The sequence below is a fragment of the Kitasatospora sp. Xyl93 genome, assembly GCF_055383135.1.
On record NZ_AP029185.1, the window covers coordinates 5943239 to 5957592 of the forward strand.

The 14354-nt window shown below is 73.5% G+C and carries 15 protein-coding genes; 6 read left to right on the forward strand and 9 right to left on the reverse strand.

Annotated features, from left to right (window positions below; genetic code table 11):
* Entirely contained in the window at window positions 1-771 is a 771-nt protein-coding gene (locus ACZ5GH_RS26290) for an SDR family oxidoreductase (protein WP_387758482.1), read from the reverse strand.
* A gap of 184 nt (window positions 772-955) precedes the next feature.
* Here ACZ5GH_RS26290 and ACZ5GH_RS26295 point away from each other — a divergent pair, with 184 nt between their 5' ends.
* Both ACZ5GH_RS26295 and trxA read left to right on the forward strand, forming a co-directional pair.
* Window positions 956-1363, forward strand: coding sequence for a MerR family transcriptional regulator (locus ACZ5GH_RS26295; RefSeq protein WP_387758484.1), 408 nt, complete (start codon window positions 956-958; stop codon window positions 1361-1363).
* Between the two features lie 3 nt (window positions 1364-1366).
* Window positions 1367-1699, forward strand: coding sequence for a thioredoxin (trxA, locus tag ACZ5GH_RS26300; protein ID WP_387758486.1), 333 nt, complete (start codon window positions 1367-1369; stop codon window positions 1697-1699).
* Between the two features lie 12 nt (window positions 1700-1711).
* Here the strand turns inward: trxA and ACZ5GH_RS26305 are convergent, their stop codons facing one another.
* Window positions 1712-2509: an SURF1 family cytochrome oxidase biogenesis protein gene (locus ACZ5GH_RS26305; protein ID WP_387758487.1), complete on the reverse strand. Its 798-nt coding sequence runs from the start codon at window positions 2507-2509 to the stop codon at window positions 1712-1714.
* A gap of 31 nt (window positions 2510-2540) precedes the next feature.
* Window positions 2541-3536: a DEDDh family exonuclease gene (locus ACZ5GH_RS26310; protein ID WP_387758489.1), complete on the reverse strand. Its 996-nt coding sequence runs from the start codon at window positions 3534-3536 to the stop codon at window positions 2541-2543.
* A gap of 125 nt (window positions 3537-3661) precedes the next feature.
* On the opposite strand from ACZ5GH_RS26310, the gene ACZ5GH_RS26315 reads away from it, so the two are divergent.
* The 4 genes from ACZ5GH_RS26315 to moaA all read left to right on the forward strand — a co-directional run bounded on the left by ACZ5GH_RS26315 (window position 3662) and on the right by moaA (window position 8080).
* Complete coding sequence (locus tag ACZ5GH_RS26315) at window positions 3662-4705, forward strand: zinc-dependent alcohol dehydrogenase family protein (protein ID WP_464335396.1); 1044 nt, start codon at window positions 3662-3664, stop codon at window positions 4703-4705.
* 336 nt (window positions 4706-5041) lie between these two features.
* Complete coding sequence (locus ACZ5GH_RS26320; protein WP_387758492.1) at window positions 5042-5398, forward strand: DUF485 domain-containing protein; 357 nt, start codon at window positions 5042-5044, stop codon at window positions 5396-5398.
* Window positions 5395-7014, forward strand: a complete 1620-nt coding sequence (locus ACZ5GH_RS26325; RefSeq protein ID WP_464335397.1) for a solute symporter family protein — start codon at window positions 5395-5397, stop codon at window positions 7012-7014. Before ACZ5GH_RS26320 ends, ACZ5GH_RS26325 begins: the two co-directional genes overlap by 4 nt.
* A 76-nt stretch (window positions 7015-7090) precedes the next feature.
* Window positions 7091-8080 (forward strand): GTP 3',8-cyclase MoaA, encoded by a 990-nt coding sequence (moaA, locus tag ACZ5GH_RS26330; RefSeq protein WP_387758532.1) that lies wholly within the window; start codon window positions 7091-7093, stop codon window positions 8078-8080.
* Between the two features lie 96 nt (window positions 8081-8176).
* On the opposite strand, the gene ACZ5GH_RS26335 is transcribed toward moaA, so the two are convergent.
* The 6 genes from ACZ5GH_RS26335 to ACZ5GH_RS26360 all read right to left on the reverse strand — a co-directional run bounded on the left by ACZ5GH_RS26335 (window position 8177) and on the right by ACZ5GH_RS26360 (window position 14085).
* Window positions 8177-8425 (reverse strand): hypothetical protein, encoded by a 249-nt coding sequence (locus tag ACZ5GH_RS26335; protein WP_387758496.1) that lies wholly within the window; start codon window positions 8423-8425, stop codon window positions 8177-8179.
* Between the two features lie 264 nt (window positions 8426-8689).
* Window positions 8690-9073, reverse strand: coding sequence for a DUF3099 domain-containing protein (locus tag ACZ5GH_RS26340; protein WP_387758498.1), 384 nt, complete (start codon window positions 9071-9073; stop codon window positions 8690-8692).
* 160 nt (window positions 9074-9233) lie between these two features.
* On the reverse strand, window positions 9234-9782 hold the full coding sequence (locus ACZ5GH_RS26345) for an RNA 2'-phosphotransferase (protein WP_387758534.1): 549 nt from the start codon (window positions 9780-9782) through the stop codon (window positions 9234-9236).
* A 29-nt stretch (window positions 9783-9811) separates the two neighbouring features.
* Window positions 9812-11209, reverse strand: coding sequence for a metallopeptidase TldD-related protein (locus tag ACZ5GH_RS26350; RefSeq protein WP_387758499.1), 1398 nt, complete (start codon window positions 11207-11209; stop codon window positions 9812-9814).
* Complete coding sequence (locus ACZ5GH_RS26355; RefSeq protein WP_387758535.1) at window positions 11209-12762, reverse strand: TldD/PmbA family protein; 1554 nt, start codon at window positions 12760-12762, stop codon at window positions 11209-11211. The genes ACZ5GH_RS26350 and ACZ5GH_RS26355 overlap by 1 nt, the downstream gene beginning before the upstream one ends.
* Window positions 12763-12939: 177 nt before the next feature.
* Window positions 12940-14085 carry an MBL fold metallo-hydrolase gene (locus tag ACZ5GH_RS26360; RefSeq protein WP_387758501.1) on the reverse strand — a complete coding sequence of 382 codons (1146 nt, stop codon included), beginning with the start codon at window positions 14083-14085 and terminating at the stop codon, window positions 12940-12942.
* Window positions 14086-14354: the final 269 nt, after the last annotated feature.

Sequence of the window (14354 nt, forward strand, 5' to 3'; positions counted from 1 at the left end):
TCAGAGGGTGCGCAGGGCGCCGCCGTCGACCGGGACCATGAGGCCGGTCAGGTAGGAGGCGGCGGGGGAGAGCAGGAAGGCGGCGACCTTGCCGAACTCCTCGGGGGTGCCGTAGCGGCCGAGCGGGATGCCGGCGCTGGCCTGGGCGCGGGCGGCGTCCGGGTCCGGCGCGAGGCCGTCGAGCTCGCGGACCCGGTCGGTGTCGATCCGGGCCGGGAGCAGGCCGACCACCCGGATGCCGCGCGGGCCGAGCTCGTCGGCGAGGCCCTTGGCGGCCATCGCGAGACCCGGGCGCAGGCCGTTGGAGATGCCCAGGCCGGGGATCGGCTGGCGGACCGAGCTGGAGAGCACGAAGCCGATCACCCCGCCGTCGCCGAGGGCCGCGGCGGCGGCCCGGGCGATGCGCAGGGCGCCGAGGAACACCGACTCGAAGGCGTCGCGCCAGGCGTCCTCGGGGGTGGTTTCGACCGGGCCGGCCTGGGGGCCGCCGACGCTGATCAGGACGCCGTCGAGCCGGCCGAACCGCTCGGTCGCCTCCCTGACCAGCCGATCGGCGGTGCCGGGGTCGGAGTTGTCCGCCACCAGGCCGTGCGCGGTGCCGGGGCCGGCCAGGGCGTCCAGTTCGGCGACGGCCGCGTCCACGGCCTCCTTGCTCCGGCCGCTCACCAGCACCCGGGCGCCGTCGGCGGCCAGCTCCCGGGCGGCGGCGAAGCCGAGGCCGCGGGTGGCGCCGGTGACGACGTATGCCTTGTCCTTCAGTCCGAGATCCATGGGGACATCCTGCAGGGTGCCGGCGGGCCGGGGTAGCGGAGGGGGTCGTCGGACGGAGGCCGACGGGCGTGCGGACCCGGGGACGGCTGCCGGTGTTCCCCCGGCCGCTGGCATTGACGTGGGTGTCAAGGTCTACCGTCGTTCCGGCGGCGCGCGCAGGCGCGCCGGGAGGAGCGGGTTCAGCATGCGGATCGGGGAGCTGGCGGAGCGGGCGGGGACGACCACGCGGGCGTTGCGGTACTACGAGCAGTTGGGACTGCTGCCGGCCCGGCGGGCGGGCAACGGGTACCGGGCGTACGACGAGGGGGACCTGCGGCTGCTGCGGGAGATCCGGACGCTGCAGGACTTCGGGTTCGGCCTGGAGGAGACCAGGCCGTTCGTGGAGTGCCTGCGGGCGGGGCACCCGGAAGGGGACTCGTGTCCGGCGTCGCTGGAGGTGTACGAGCGCAAGCTCGCCGAACTGGACGACTGCATCGCGCGGCTGCGGGAGGCGCGGGCGCGGGTGGCCGGGCAGTTCGAGCGGGCGGTCCGGGCGCGGGACGACCTCGCTGCCTCCGAAGGATCACCACGGTGTGAACTGACGAAGGAGTAGACGATGGTGCGGATCGCAGGGGTGCCGGCGGTGACGGACGACACGTTCGCCGCGGAGGTGCTGGCGGCCGAGGGGCCGGTGCTGGTGGACTTCACGGCCGACTGGTGCCCGCCGTGCCGGATGATGGCGCCGGTGCTGGCGGACATCGCGCGGGAGGAGGCGCACCGGCTGCGGGTGGTGAGCCTGGACGTGGACCACAACCCGCGGACGCAGGCGGCGTACGGGGTGCTGTCGATGCCGACGCTGATGGTCTTCCGGGACGGGCAGCCGGTGCGGTCGGTGGTGGGCGCGCGGGCGAAGGCCCGCTTGCTGCGGGAGCTGGACGACGTGCTGTAGGGCCCGTCGGCGCTACGCCGGCACGGCGTCGAGCGGCACTTCGGCCTCGGCGGCCTGCTTGGCGCGGTCCCTGGCCTCGCGGCGGGCGAGCACCCAGACGCCGACCGGGATCATCGCGGTGAACAGCCACCACTGGACGGCGTAGGCCATGTGCGGGCCGATGTCGGAGTGGTTGGGCTCGGGGATCAGCTGGGGCTGGTCGGCCGGGGCCGGGGTGGTGCCGGTGAGTTCGAGGTAGCCGCCGAGGAGGGCGGCGCCGGTCAGCCTGGCCTGCTCGTCGGTGTTGATCAGGTTGAACTGGCGGTCCGGCAGGCCGGTGCGGTCCTTGATGCCGCTGCCGCCGTACGTCTCCTCGGCGCGCATCCGGCCGGTGAGGGAGACCTCGCCGGCCGGGGCGGCCGGGACGGGCGGGTACTCGGTGGCCCCGCTGCCGGAGGCGACCCAGCCGCGGTTGACCAGGACGGTGCCCTTTCCGTCGGCGAGCCGGAAGGGGGTCACGACGAAGTAGCCGATCGTCCCGTTGGAGTCGGTCCGCTTGCGGACCACGAACTCGTGTGCCGGGTCGTACTGTCCGGTGGCGGTCGCCGCGCGCCAGGTGAGGTCCTTGGGGACCGCGAAGCCGGGGGTCGGCGACAGGGTGTCGAAGGGGACGGGCGCGGCCGTGAGGGCCTGGCCGATCAGCTCGTTCCGGGCCACCCGGGCCTCGTGGCGGTGCAGCTGCCAGAACCCCAGCTTGATCGTCGCGGGGATCAGCAGCAGCGCGACCAGCATGGTGATCAGCCACTGGCGGGTCAGCAGAAAACGGTACACATGGGAACGGTACGCCGACCTCACAACCGGCTCACGCACCGGGGTGCGGGGCGACCTCGCGCAGCAGCTGGAGGAAGGCGTCCTCGCGGACGATGGGCGTGCCGACGTCACGGGCCTTGCGGGCCTTGCCGCTCCAGCTGTCCGGTTCGTTGGTGACCAGCAGGCTGGTGAGGCGGCTCACCGAGGTCGCGATGTGCAGGCCGGCCTCGACCGCGCGGTCCTCCAGGACCTCGCGGTCGGTGGCGGTGTCGCCGGTGATGGCCACCCGCATGCCCTGGACCAGCGGCTTGCCGTCCTCCCAGCGCCCCGGGTTGGGGTACGGGCAGGGCGGCCGCTTCCTGGCCTGGCGGTACGAGTTGCCGGTCCAGGTGCTGCGGCCGGGCGCGGCGGGCTCCTCCTCGCCGAGGTCGGTGACCGCGACGCACTTCTGCAGCGGCAGCGGCACGCCGCCGTCGCGGGCGAGGTGGAGGCTGGGGCGGAAGGCCTCGGCGAGCACCCGGGCGTCGTCCAGGGCGTTGTGGGCGTGGCGCTGCCGGACGCCGAAGTGGGCGGCGAGCGAGGACAGCTTGCCGTTGGGCAGCGGCAGGCGCAGGTCGCGGGAGAGGACCATGGTGCACAGCCGGTGCTCGACCGGGGCGCGCAGGCCGGCCCGGGAGAACTCGCGGGAGATCATGTTCCAGTCGAAGAGCGCGTTGTGCGCGACCAGGACGCGGTTCTCCAGGCGGGTGGCGAACTCGTCGGCGATCTGCGGGAAGGTCGGGGCGGTGGCGAGCAGTTCGGCGGTGAGGCCGTGGATCCAGACCGGCCCCGGGTCCCGCTCGGGGTTGACCAGGGTGTACCAGTGGTCGACGACGTCGCCGTCCGGGTCCAGCTGGTAGACGCCCGCCGAGATGACGCGGTCCGAGCGGCCGAGACCGGTGGTCTCGACGTCGACGACCGCGAAGCCCCCGGTGGGTGCGGCGGAGCGCTGCGCGGGGACCGGTGCGGTCCGCGGCGCTCCGTACGTCTCGGGCTGGATCGGTTGCATGGTCCAACAGGATAAGGGGCCGGACGGGTGGCTCCGGCCGGAATGTTCCGACCGACCGTCCGGAATAGAGTGGTCGGCGGGGGTGTCGTACACCTGGTCGATATCGTTCAGCTAAGGAACAGCGCATGCGTGCCACCGTGATTCACGGCCCCAACGACATCCGGATCGAAGAAGTCCCGGACCCGGTGATCCAGCAGCCGACGGACGTGGTGCTCCGGGTGGTGAACGCCTGCATCTGCGGCAGCGACCTGTGGGCCTACCGCGGGGTGGCGCAGCGGGTGGCCGGGCAGCGGATCGGGCACGAGTTCCTGGGCGTGGTCGAGGAGGTCGGCGCCGACGTGCGCGGCTTCGCCAGGGGCGACCTGGTGGTCGCGCCGTTCGTCTGGTCCGACGGGACGTGTGACTTCTGTCTCGAGGACCTCCAGACCTCCTGCCCGCACGGCGGGTTCTGGGGGCAGGTCGGTTCGGACGGCGGCCAGGGCGAGGCGGTCCGGGTGCCGTTCGCGGACGGGACGCTGGTGAAGCTGCCGAAGGAGGCGGCGGGCGACGAGAAGCTGCTGCCCGGGCTGCTGGCGCTGTCCGACGTGATGTCGACCGGGCACCACGCGGCGGTCTCGGCGCGGGTGCGGCCCGGCTCGACGGTCGCGGTGGTCGGCGACGGCGCGGTGGGCCTGTGCGGCGTGCTGGCGGCGCACCGGCTGGGCGCGGGCCGGATCATCGCGCTGGGCCGGCACACCGCCCGTACCGAGCTGGCCGTGCGCTTCGGGGCCACGGACGTGGTGGCGGAGCGCGGCGAGGCAGCGGTCGAGGCGGTGAAGGAGCTGACCGGCGGTCAGGGCGCGCACGCGGTGCTGGAGGCGGTCGGCACCGAGGAGTCGATGCGGACGGCCATCTCGATCGCCCGGGACGGCGGCGCGGTGGGGTACGTCGGGGTGCCGCACGGCGGCAGCGCGGGCGTCGACATCGGCCAGATGTTCGGCCGAAACGTTTCGCTGAACGGCGGCGTCGCCCCGGCCCGCGCGTACATCCCCGAACTGCTGCCGGACGTGCTCTCGGGCGCCATCGAGCCCGGTCTGGTCTTCGACCGCACCGTCGACCTGGACGGCGTCCCGGACGGCTACCGCGCGATGGACGACCGCTCGGCCCTGAAGGTGCGGATCGCCTTCTGACGCCTCGGCCTCCCGGCCGCCGGCCCGTGCCGCCCCCCGCCCGGGGGCGCGGCACGGGCCGGTCGCGTTTCCCGGTGCCGTTTCCCGATGTCGTTTCCCGAGGGGTCTCCCGGTGGCGGTGGGACCCGGGACCGTGTGCGGCGTGGTGCCAAGATGGGATGTTTTTCGGCCAATCGGATGGTGCGAGGGGGCGAACGGTCGACTGATCGCGATCAACCCCTTCCGGGGCGGGCAGGACGCTCCTAGCATTGCGCGGCGCGCACCAGACGTGTGACGCCCCTCACGTTCGATCGTTCCCCCCGTGTGACTAATACGCCGAAGGAGTGAGGAGACAGCGTGGATTCGCCGCCGCTCACCACCGCCGCCACGGAAGCCCAACTCATCGACGACAGCGATGAGTTCAGGAAGCTGCGGCGCTCGTTCCGGAGCTTCGCCTTCCCGGTCACCATCGGTTTCGTGCTCTGGTACCTGCTCTACGTGCTGCTCTCCTGCTACGCCCCGGGGCTGATGCGCACCAAGGTCCTCGGGCACGTCAACCTGGCCCTGGTGCTCGGGCTGCTGCAGTTCGCGACCACCTTCGCCATCGCCGCCTGGTACGCCCGCTACGCGGACCGGCGGATCGACCCGTCCGCCGCGGCGATCCGCGAGGCGCACGGCGCCGTCGTCCACGCTCCCCGGGAGTCCGCCGAATGAGCCTGCTCGCCAGCTCCGCCACCGAGCACCGCGGCCTGACGATGACCCTGTTCGGGGTCTTCGTCCTGGCCACCCTGGTCATCACCGTCCGGGCCGGGCGGCAGAACCGGAGCGCCTCCGACTTCTACGCCGGCGGCCGCGGCTTCACCGGCTTCCAGAACGGCCTGGCCATCTCCGGCGACTACATGTCCGCCGCCTCCTTCCTCGGCATCGCCGGGTTGATCGCGCTCAACGGCTACGACGGCTTCCTGTACTCGATCGGCTTCCTGGTCGCCTGGCTGGTCGCGCTGCTGCTGATCGCCGAACCGCTGCGCAACTCCGGCCGGTTCACCATGGCGGACGTGCTCGCCTTCCGGATGCGCCAGCGCCCGGTGCGCACCGCGGCCGGGGTGTCCACCATCGTGGTGTCGATCTTCTACCTGCTCGCCCAGATGGTCGGCGCCGGGGCGCTGGTGGCCCTGCTGCTGGGGGTCACCGGGGACGGCGCCAAGCGCTGGACCATCCTCGCGGTGGGCGCCCTGATGATCATCTACGTGGTGATAGGGGGCATGAAGGGCACCACCTGGGTGCAGATCGTCAAGGCGGTGCTGCTGATCGTCGGCGCCGCGCTGATGACCGTCCTGGTGCTCGCCAAGTACCACTTCAACCCCTCGGAGCTGCTCGGCGCGGCCGCCTCCGCCAGCGGCAAGGGCACGGCCTTCCTCGAACCCGGGCTGAAGTACGGCGCCAGCGACACCTCCAAGCTCGACTTCATCAGCCTGGGGATCGCCCTGGTGCTCGGCACCGCCGGACTGCCGCACATCCTGGTCCGCTTCTACACCGTGCCCACCGCCAAGGCGGCCCGGAAGTCGGTGCTCTGGGCGATCGGCATCATCGGCGTCTTCTACCTGATGACCCTGGCCCTCGGCTTCGGCGCCGCGGCACTGGTCGGCCGCAGCGGCATGGTGGCCGTCGAGGGCAAGACGCCGTCCGGGAACACCGCGGCGCCGCTGCTCGCCGAGCAGCTCGGCGGCGGGGCCGGCACCACCGGCGGGGCGGTCATGCTCGCGGTGATCTCGGCGGTCGCCTTCGCCACCATCCTCGCCGTGGTCGCCGGTCTCACCCTGGCCTCCTCGGCCTCTTTCGCCCACGACCTGTACGCCAACGTGATCCGGCGCGGCAGGGCGAGCGAGCGGGAGGAGGTGCTCTCGGCGAAGTGGGCCGCCGTCGCGATCGGCGCGGTCTCCATCGTGCTCAGCCTCTACGCGGGCAAGCTCAGCACCGCCGCCCTGGTCGCGCTGGCCTTCGCGGTGGCCGCCTCGGCGAACCTGCCGACCCTGCTCTACTCGCTGTTCTGGAAGCGCTTCACCACCACCGGCGCGGTCAGCTCGGTCTACGCCGGCCTGGTCTCCTCGGTGGTGCTGGTGATGTTCTCCCCGGTGCTGTCCGGAAGCGACAAGTCGCTCTTCCCGCACTCCGACTTCCACTGGTTCCCGCTGGAGAACCCCGGGCTGGTCTCCATTCCGATCGGCTTCCTGGCGGGCTGGATCGGCACCCTGCTGTCCGGGGAACGACCCGACCCGGCGAAGTACGCTGAACTGGAGGTCCGCTCGCTGACCGGACTGGGCGCCCACTGATCGTCCCGCGATGACTATGCTGGCCCGGCCCGCCGTCACGGTGGCCGGGCCGGTCGCATCTCGGGGAAGGACGCACGTGCTGCTCGACACCTTCGGACGACAGGCCGTTGACCTGCGGGTCTCCCTCACGGACCGGTGCAACCTGCGGTGCACCTACTGCATGCCGGAGGAGGGCCTGCAGTGGCTGGCCAAGCCTGACCTGCTGACCGACGAGGAGATCGTCCGGCTGGTCACCGTCGCGGTGCGCGACCTGGGCGTGCGCGAGGTCCGCTTCACCGGCGGCGAGCCGCTGCTGCGCCCCGGACTGGTCGCCGTCGTCGCCGCCTGCGCGGAGCTGGAGCCGCGCCCCGAGCTCTCGCTGACCACCAACGGCATCGGGTTGGCCCGTACCGCGACCGCGCTGCGCGACGCCGGGCTCGACCGGGTCAACGTCTCGCTGGACACCCTCGACCCCGAGGTGTTCCACACCCTCACCCGCCGCCACCGCCACCAGGACGTGCTGGACGGGCTGGCCGCCGCCGAGGCCGCCGGGCTGGCGCCGGTGAAGCTGAACGCGGTGCTGATGCGCGGGGTCAACGACCACGAGGCGGCCGACCTGCTGTCGTGGTGCCTGGAGCGGGGCTACGAGCTGCGCTTCATCGAGCAGATGCCGCTGGACGCCCAGCACGGCTGGGACCGCTCGTCGATGGTCACCGCGACGGAGATCCTGGAGCTGCTGCGGGCCCGCTTCGAGCTCACCCCCGAGCCGTCCGCGCGCCGGGGCGCGGCACCCGCCGAACGCTGGCTGGTGGACGGCGGGCCGGGCCGGGTGGGCGTGATCGCCTCGGTCACCCGCCCGTTCTGCCGGGCCTGCGACCGCACCCGGCTGACCGCCGACGGGCAGGTGCGCAACTGCCTGTTCGCGACCGGGGAGACCGACCTGCGCACCGCGCTGCGCTCGGGCGCGGACGACGTCGAGCTGGCCGCGCTGTGGCGGGCGGCGATGTGGGGCAAGAAGGCCGGGGCCGGGATCGACGACCCGGAGTTCCTCCAGCCCGACCGGCCGATGTCCGCGATCGGCGGCTAGGCCGGCGCCCCGGGCGGCCGTCCGGCGGCTCGGCGGTCAGGCCGACGTCCGGCGGTCAGGTCGGCGCCCCGGCGGCTCTGCCGGCCGTCCCGGCGGTCAGGCCGGCTTCTCGGAGTCCCCGGTGCCCTCGGCGTCCTCCGGGGTCCAGTCGGCGAAGGCGACGACCTCCTTGAGGAAGCCGCGCACCCCGAGGAACTGGGACAGGTGCTCGCGGTGCCCGTCGCAGGCGAGCCAGGTCTTGCGGCGGTCCGGGGTGTGCAGCTTGGGGTTGTTCCACACCAGCACCCAGCCGGCGTCCGCCCGGCAGCCCTTGGCGGAGCAGATCGGCGTCTGCGGGGTGTCCATCGGGCCGTCCTCAACGATTGGCGGGTACGTCTGCACCGCCAGTCTGTCACGCCCGCGCGGGCCGGCCGGATCCGGGCATGGCGACGCCGGGCAGCCACGGGGGGAGCCGCCCGGCGTCGGTCCGTCGCTCCGACGGGGGATGCGGAGCGCGTACGCAGTATGTCACGCCAAGACCCTCGGATGGGGAGGTCTTGCATGATTAATCTGAGGTTCTTCTGAGCTTTCGCCAAGCCGAACGGGGGTGAAGCGACACGAAACGGACGGTCAGTCCACGTCCTGTGAAGGATCGGTGGGAACCGCCTCCGCCTCTTGCGCACCGGCCTTCGCGCCCGCCCCACCCGTCCCACCGGGGCCGAGCATCAGCGGGGTGTCGAGCGGGATGTCGAAGGTGCTCGGCAGCCCCGGGGCCCGCTCCCGGCCCGCGTTGGCTATCAGCACCGCGAAGTACGGCAGCAGCACGGCGCCCGCCAGCGCGGCGAACGCCAGCACCCGCTGGACGTCCCACAGCACCACGGCGAGAAGCACGCACGCCGTACGGGCCAGCATCGAGATGACGTAGCGGCGCTGGCGCCCCCGGACGTCCTCGGTGAGGCTGCTGCGCGCACCGGTGATCCGGAAGACCTGCCCGCCGTCGGCACTCTTGCCCATGTGTCCTACCGCCCTCGTCACGCACCCCCGCGCCTGGCCGCGCGGCCTCCTCACGGTACGCCCGGACACGGGCGGCGACGAGACCGGGTGGGCCGGACCCACCCGGTCGGGTACGCGAAGGGCCCTGTCCGGCGGAGCGGACGGGCCCTTCGGGTCGCGGTTACGAGCGCCGGGAGAGGTACTGCGGGGGTACGGCGTCGGTCAGCCAGACGCCGTTCTCGCTGAGCCGGAACTCGTGGCCGGCCGCCGTCATCGCCGCCGCGTTCACGGTCAGCACCACCGGACGGCCGTGCCGGGCGCCGACCCTGGTCGCCGTCTCGGTGTCCGCCGAGAGGTGGACGTCCTGGCGGGCCATCGGGCGCAGGCCCTCGTCGAAGATCGCCGCCAGGTGCCGGTCGGCGGTGCCGTGGTAGAGCACGGGCGGCGGCACGGCGGCGGCCAGGCCGAGGTCGACCGCCACCGTGTGGCCCTGGTTGGCGCGGATCGAGAGACCGTCCGGCGAGTAGCCGAAGCGGCGCTTGTTGTTGCTCGCCACGACGTGGTCCAGCTCCGCCCGGGTGAGCGGCCGGCCCCGGGCGGCGAGCGCGGCGAGCAGCTCGTCGACCCGGACCCAGCCGGCCGCGTCCAGGGAGACCCCCACCAGCCCGGGCTCGTGCCGCAGGATGCGCGACAGCATCTTGCTCGACCTGACCAGGCGCTTCTCGTCCATCATGTCCCTCGTCCCCCGTCGGTCAGTGGCTAGGAGGCCTGGCTGACCGAACTCATGTTGAAGTCCGTGACTCGCACGGGCGGCATCGCGGTGCGGGTGACGTCGTCACTCCACTCGCGGGGCAGGCAGCGCTCGGTGCGGCCCACCTCGGTGATCCGGTTCAGCAGGTCCACCGGGGACTCGTTGAACCGGAAGTTGTTGACCTCGCCGACGACCTCGCCGTTCTCCACCAGGTAAACGCCGTCCCGGGTGAGGCCGGTGAGCAGCAGCGTCGCCGGGTCCACCTCGCGGATGTACCAGAGGCAGGTGAGCAGCAGGCCGCGCTCGGTGCGGGCGATCATCTCGTCCAGGGTCGGCGCGGACTCCTGGTCGGCCGTCTCCAGCACGAGGTTGTCGATCGCCGGGCGCAGCGGCAGGCCGGTGAGGGCGGCCGCGTGGCGGCTGGTGATCAGGTCGTTCAGCACGCCGTCGCGGATCCACTCGGTGGCGGCGATCGGCTGGCCGTTGTCGAAGACCGAGAAGTCCCCGCCGGTGGAGTGGGTGAGCACGAACGGCGCGGCCTCCAGGCCGGGCTCGTGCGGGTCGGAGCGCAGCGTCAGCGGCAGGGGGCTGAGCTTCTCGCCGATCCGGGTGCCGCCGCCGGGCTTGGCGAAGACCGTCCGGCCCTCCTGGGCGTCCCGGCCGCCGGAGGACCAGTTGAGGACGATCAACAGGTCGGCGACGGCCGAGGGCGGCAGCAGCGCCTCGTAGCGCCCGGCCGGCAGCTCCACCTTGCGGGCGCCCCAGCCGAGCCGCCTGGTCAGCTCGGCGTGCAGGGCGGTGACGTCGACGTCGGCGAAGTCCCGGGTGGCGGCGCCCACCCAGGCCGAGCCGGACGGGTCGGCGGACTTGGCGTTGATCTCGACCATGCCGGTGGGCTGGTCGTGGCGCAGCCGCAGGCCGGTGGAGCTGCCGAGGTAGCTGGAGGTCATCTCGTGCCGGGCGAAGCCGTACAGCAGTTCGCCCTGGGCGGCGGCGCGGGCGAAGGCCTCGCCGAGGGCCGGGCCGAAGGCGTCGAAGACCTCGATGGAGGTCACCGCGGGCGGTTCGGTGAAGTCCGGCGAGGCGGGCCGGCCGGCGATCAGCGGCTGGGCGTCCTCGGCCGGTCCGGCCGCGCGGGCGGCCTCCTCGGCGGCCCGCACGAGGTCTTCCACCTCCTCCGCGGTGACGGCCTCGCGGGAGACCACGCCGGAGGCGGTGCCCTCGGCGCCGGCCACGGTGGCGATCACGGTGAGGCGGCGGCCGCGGGTGACGCCGTTGGTGGTCAGCGCGTTGCCGGCCCAGCGCAGGTTGGCGGTGGACTCCTCGTCGGCGATCACCACGCAGCCGTCGGCGCGGGAGAGGCCGAGTGCCAGCTCGACGAGTTCGTGGGGCTGCTTCGCGGTCATCAGTGACCCGCCTCCTGCTGGGTGTTGAGCACGTTGACGTTGCGGAACAGCGCCGACGGGCAGCCGTGGCTGACCGCCGCGATCTGGCCGGGCTGGGCCTTGCCGCAGTTGAAGGCGCCGCCGAGGAGGTAGGTCTGCGGGCCGCCGACCGCCGCCATCGAGCCCCAGAAGTCGGTGGTGGTCGCCTGGTAGGCGAAGTCCCGGACCTGGCCGGCGAGTTCGCCGTCCTTGATGGCGTAGGCGCGCTGCCCGGTGAACTGGAAGTTGTACCTCTGCTGGTCGATCGACCACGAACGGTCGCCGACGATGTAGAGGCCGTTCTCGACCTGGGCGAGCAGGCCCGCGGTGTCCGGGCCGTCGGCGGCCGGCTGGAGCGAGACGTTGGCCATCCGCTGCACCGGGACGTGCGCGGGGGAGTCGGCGAAGGCGCAGCCGTTGGAGCGCTCGAAGCCCTTCAACGCGGCGATCCTGCGGTCGAGTTGGTAACCGACCAGGACGCCGTCGCGGACCAGGTCCCAGGACTGGGTGGCCACGCCCTCGTCGTCGTAGCCGATGGTGGACAGGCCGTGCTCGGCGGTGCGGTCGCCGGTGACGTGCATCAGCTCGGAGCCGTACCTGAGCGAGCCCAGCTGGTCGAAGGTGGCGAAGGAGGTGCCGGCGTAGGCGGCCTCGTAGCCGAGCGCGCGGTCCAGCTCGGTGGCGTGGCCGACCGACTCGTGGATGGTCAGCCAGAGGTTGGTCGGGTCGAGGACCAGGTCGTAGCGGCCCGCCTCGACGCTCGGCGCCCGCATCTTCTCGGCCAGCAGGACGGGCAGTTCGGCGAGCTCGGCGTCCCAGTCCCAGCCGGTGCCGGTGACGTACTCGTAGCCGCGGCCGACCGGCGGGGCCAGGGTCTGCATCGAGTCGAAGGCGCCGGTGCGCTCGTCGACCGAGGTGGCCTCCAGGTCGGAGTGCACCCGGATCCGCTGCTGGGTGGTCACCGTGCCGGCGGTGTCCGCGTAGAACTTGTTCTCCTGGACGGTCCGCAGCGCCGCCTGGACGTGCGAGACGCCCTCGGCGGCCAGCAGCCGGGAGCTGCGCTCGGCGAGCAGCGCGGTCTTCTCGGCGTCCGGCACCTCGAAGGGGTTGACCTCGTACGAGGAGACCCAGGTGACGTCCCGGTACACCGGCTCGTCGGCCAGCTCGACCCGCTCGGTGGAGCCGGCCGCCCGGCCGATCCCGCCGGAGAGGCGGGCCACCGCGACGGCCTGCTCGGCGACCCGGGCGGCCGCCTCGGGGGTGAGGTCCACGCCGGCGGCGAAGCCCCAGGCGCCGTCCAGCACCACCCGGACGGCGAAACCGAGCCGCACGCTGTCGGAGGTGCCGGCCGGCCGCGCGTCGCGCAGCCGCCAGGAGGCGCTGCGGATCCGCTCCAGGCGGAAGTCGGCGTGGCTCACGCCCAGTTCGCGGGCCCGGGTGAGAGCCGCGTCGGCGAGGGGGCGCAGCGGCAGGGCGAGGAACAGCGGGTCGACGGCGCGCCCGTTCGGCGCGCCGGAGCGATCGGCCGGAGGGATCGGAGGCAAGCGGGCTCCCAGGTCACGGAGGGTGGTGGTGCGGCGCCACAGGGGCGCCCGCACCGCATCATTTCCCGTCCACCGGGTTTCCGGCCAGCGCATTTCGACCGGTGCGCCGCGGTTCTGGCCAGGACGGCCCCCGCCGGGTCCCGCCCCGCCGGGGGCCGGTGCGGGCCGTCAGCCGACGGCCTCCCACCAGCCGTCGAGCTCCGGCGGGTTGTCGACGTCGACCCGCTCGCCGGGGCGCGGCACCGCCAGCGGGACGGCCTGGTCCTTGGCGGCCTTGACCAGCCGCTCGATCGGCTCGGCCCAGGGGTGCAGGCCCAGGTTGAAGGTGCACCAGTGGACGGGCACCAGCAGGCCGGCGGTCAGGTCCCGGTGGGCGAGGACGGCGTCCTCGGGGGTCATGTGGATGTCCGCCCAGGCCGCGTCGTAGGCGCCGATCTGGACCAGCGCGGCGTCGAACGGGCCGTGCTGCTCGCCGATCCGGGCGTAGCCCTCGAAGTAGCCGGAGTCGCCGGTGTAGAAGACCCGGCGGTTCGGGCCGGCGACCACCCAGGAGCCCCACAGGGTGGTGTTGCGGGTCAGCCCCCGGCCGGAGAAGTGGTGCGCCGCGGTGAGGGTGAGCACCAGGCCGCCCAGGGTGCAGGTCTCGTCCCAGTCCAGTTCGATGATCCGGTGCTCGGGGACGCCCCAGCGGCGCAGGTGGGCGCCGATGCCGAGCGGCACCGCGAACGGCGCGGACTGGCTGCGCACCAGGCGCTTGACCGTCGCCATGTCCAGGTGGTCGTAGTGGTCGTGCGAGATCAGCACCGCGTCGACCTGCGGCAGCTCCTCCAGCTCCACCGGCACCGGGTGCAGCCGCTTGGGGCCGACGTGCGCGGCGGGGGAGCAGCGGTCGCTCCAGATCGGGTCGAGCAGCACCCGGAAGCCCTCGACCTCCACCAGCACCGAGGCGTGCCCGTACCAGGTGACCTCGACGCCCTCGGCGGCCGGCCCGGGCGGGGAGGCGGGGCGGACGGTCGGCACCGGGTGGGCGGGGACGCGCCCGGCCCGCTCGAACAGCATCCGGCGGGCGGTGGCGCCGTCGAAGCCGGGCGCCCCGGCGGTGCGGGCGAGCGTGGAGGGCGCGTTGTGGAAGACGCCGTCGCGGTACTGCGGGGAGTTGCGCACCCGCTCCTCGCGCTCGCCGTCCGGCCGCCGCCCGAACGCCGCGGGCAGGTCGCGCAGCGACCACGCGGCCGCGCCCAGGCCGGCCGCCAGGGCGGTGAGGGCCAGCAGTCGTCCGCGCCGGGGGGTGCTCCCGGGCCGTGCCTTGGTCATCCGTTCTGCCTTCGTCGCTCGCCGGGACGGTAGGGGATCGGTACGGCAGGTCCCGGGCCGGCCCGCACCACGGGGGCAACGGGTGCGCCCGTCCGTGTGGTTCCCGTACAGTCGCCCCGATCCGGGCAGCGCCCGGGCCTGGGCGGTGTCCGCGGCCGGGGCGGCCGGGGTGGCCGCGGATTGTCGGATTGCGACAGATCCGCCGGTAAGGCGCTGTGGGAGCCCGATGCGCCGCCGCCGCCGACCGCCCGATAGCGTCACACTGCGTA

Bases quoted from the DNA above. Each gene is read 5' to 3' on its own strand.
- ACZ5GH_RS26290 (WP_387758482.1), bottom strand. From the start codon at position 771: ATGGATCTCGGACTGAAGGACAAGGCATACGTCGTCACCGGCGCCACC.
- ACZ5GH_RS26295 (WP_387758484.1), top strand. From the start codon at position 956: ATGCGGATCGGGGAGCTGGCGGAGCGGGCGGGGACGACCACGCGGGCG.
- trxA (WP_387758486.1), top strand. From the start codon at position 1,367: ATGGTGCGGATCGCAGGGGTGCCGGCGGTGACGGACGACACGTTCGCC.
- ACZ5GH_RS26310 (WP_387758489.1), bottom strand. From the start codon at position 3,536: ATGCAACCGATCCAGCCCGAGACGTACGGAGCGCCGCGGACCGCACCG.
- ACZ5GH_RS26315 (WP_464335396.1), top strand. From the start codon at position 3,662: ATGCGTGCCACCGTGATTCACGGCCCCAACGACATCCGGATCGAAGAA.
- ACZ5GH_RS26325 (WP_464335397.1), top strand. From the start codon at position 5,395: ATGAGCCTGCTCGCCAGCTCCGCCACCGAGCACCGCGGCCTGACGATG.
- ACZ5GH_RS26335 (WP_387758496.1), bottom strand. From the start codon at position 8,425: ATGGACACCCCGCAGACGCCGATCTGCTCCGCCAAGGGCTGCCGGGCG.
- ACZ5GH_RS26340 (WP_387758498.1), bottom strand. From the start codon at position 9,073: ATGGGCAAGAGTGCCGACGGCGGGCAGGTCTTCCGGATCACCGGTGCG.
- ACZ5GH_RS26345 (WP_387758534.1), bottom strand. From the start codon at position 9,782: ATGGACGAGAAGCGCCTGGTCAGGTCGAGCAAGATGCTGTCGCGCATC.
- ACZ5GH_RS26350 (WP_387758499.1), bottom strand. From the start codon at position 11,209: ATGACCGCGAAGCAGCCCCACGAACTCGTCGAGCTGGCACTCGGCCTC.
- ACZ5GH_RS26360 (WP_387758501.1), bottom strand. From the start codon at position 14,085: ATGACCAAGGCACGGCCCGGGAGCACCCCCCGGCGCGGACGACTGCTG.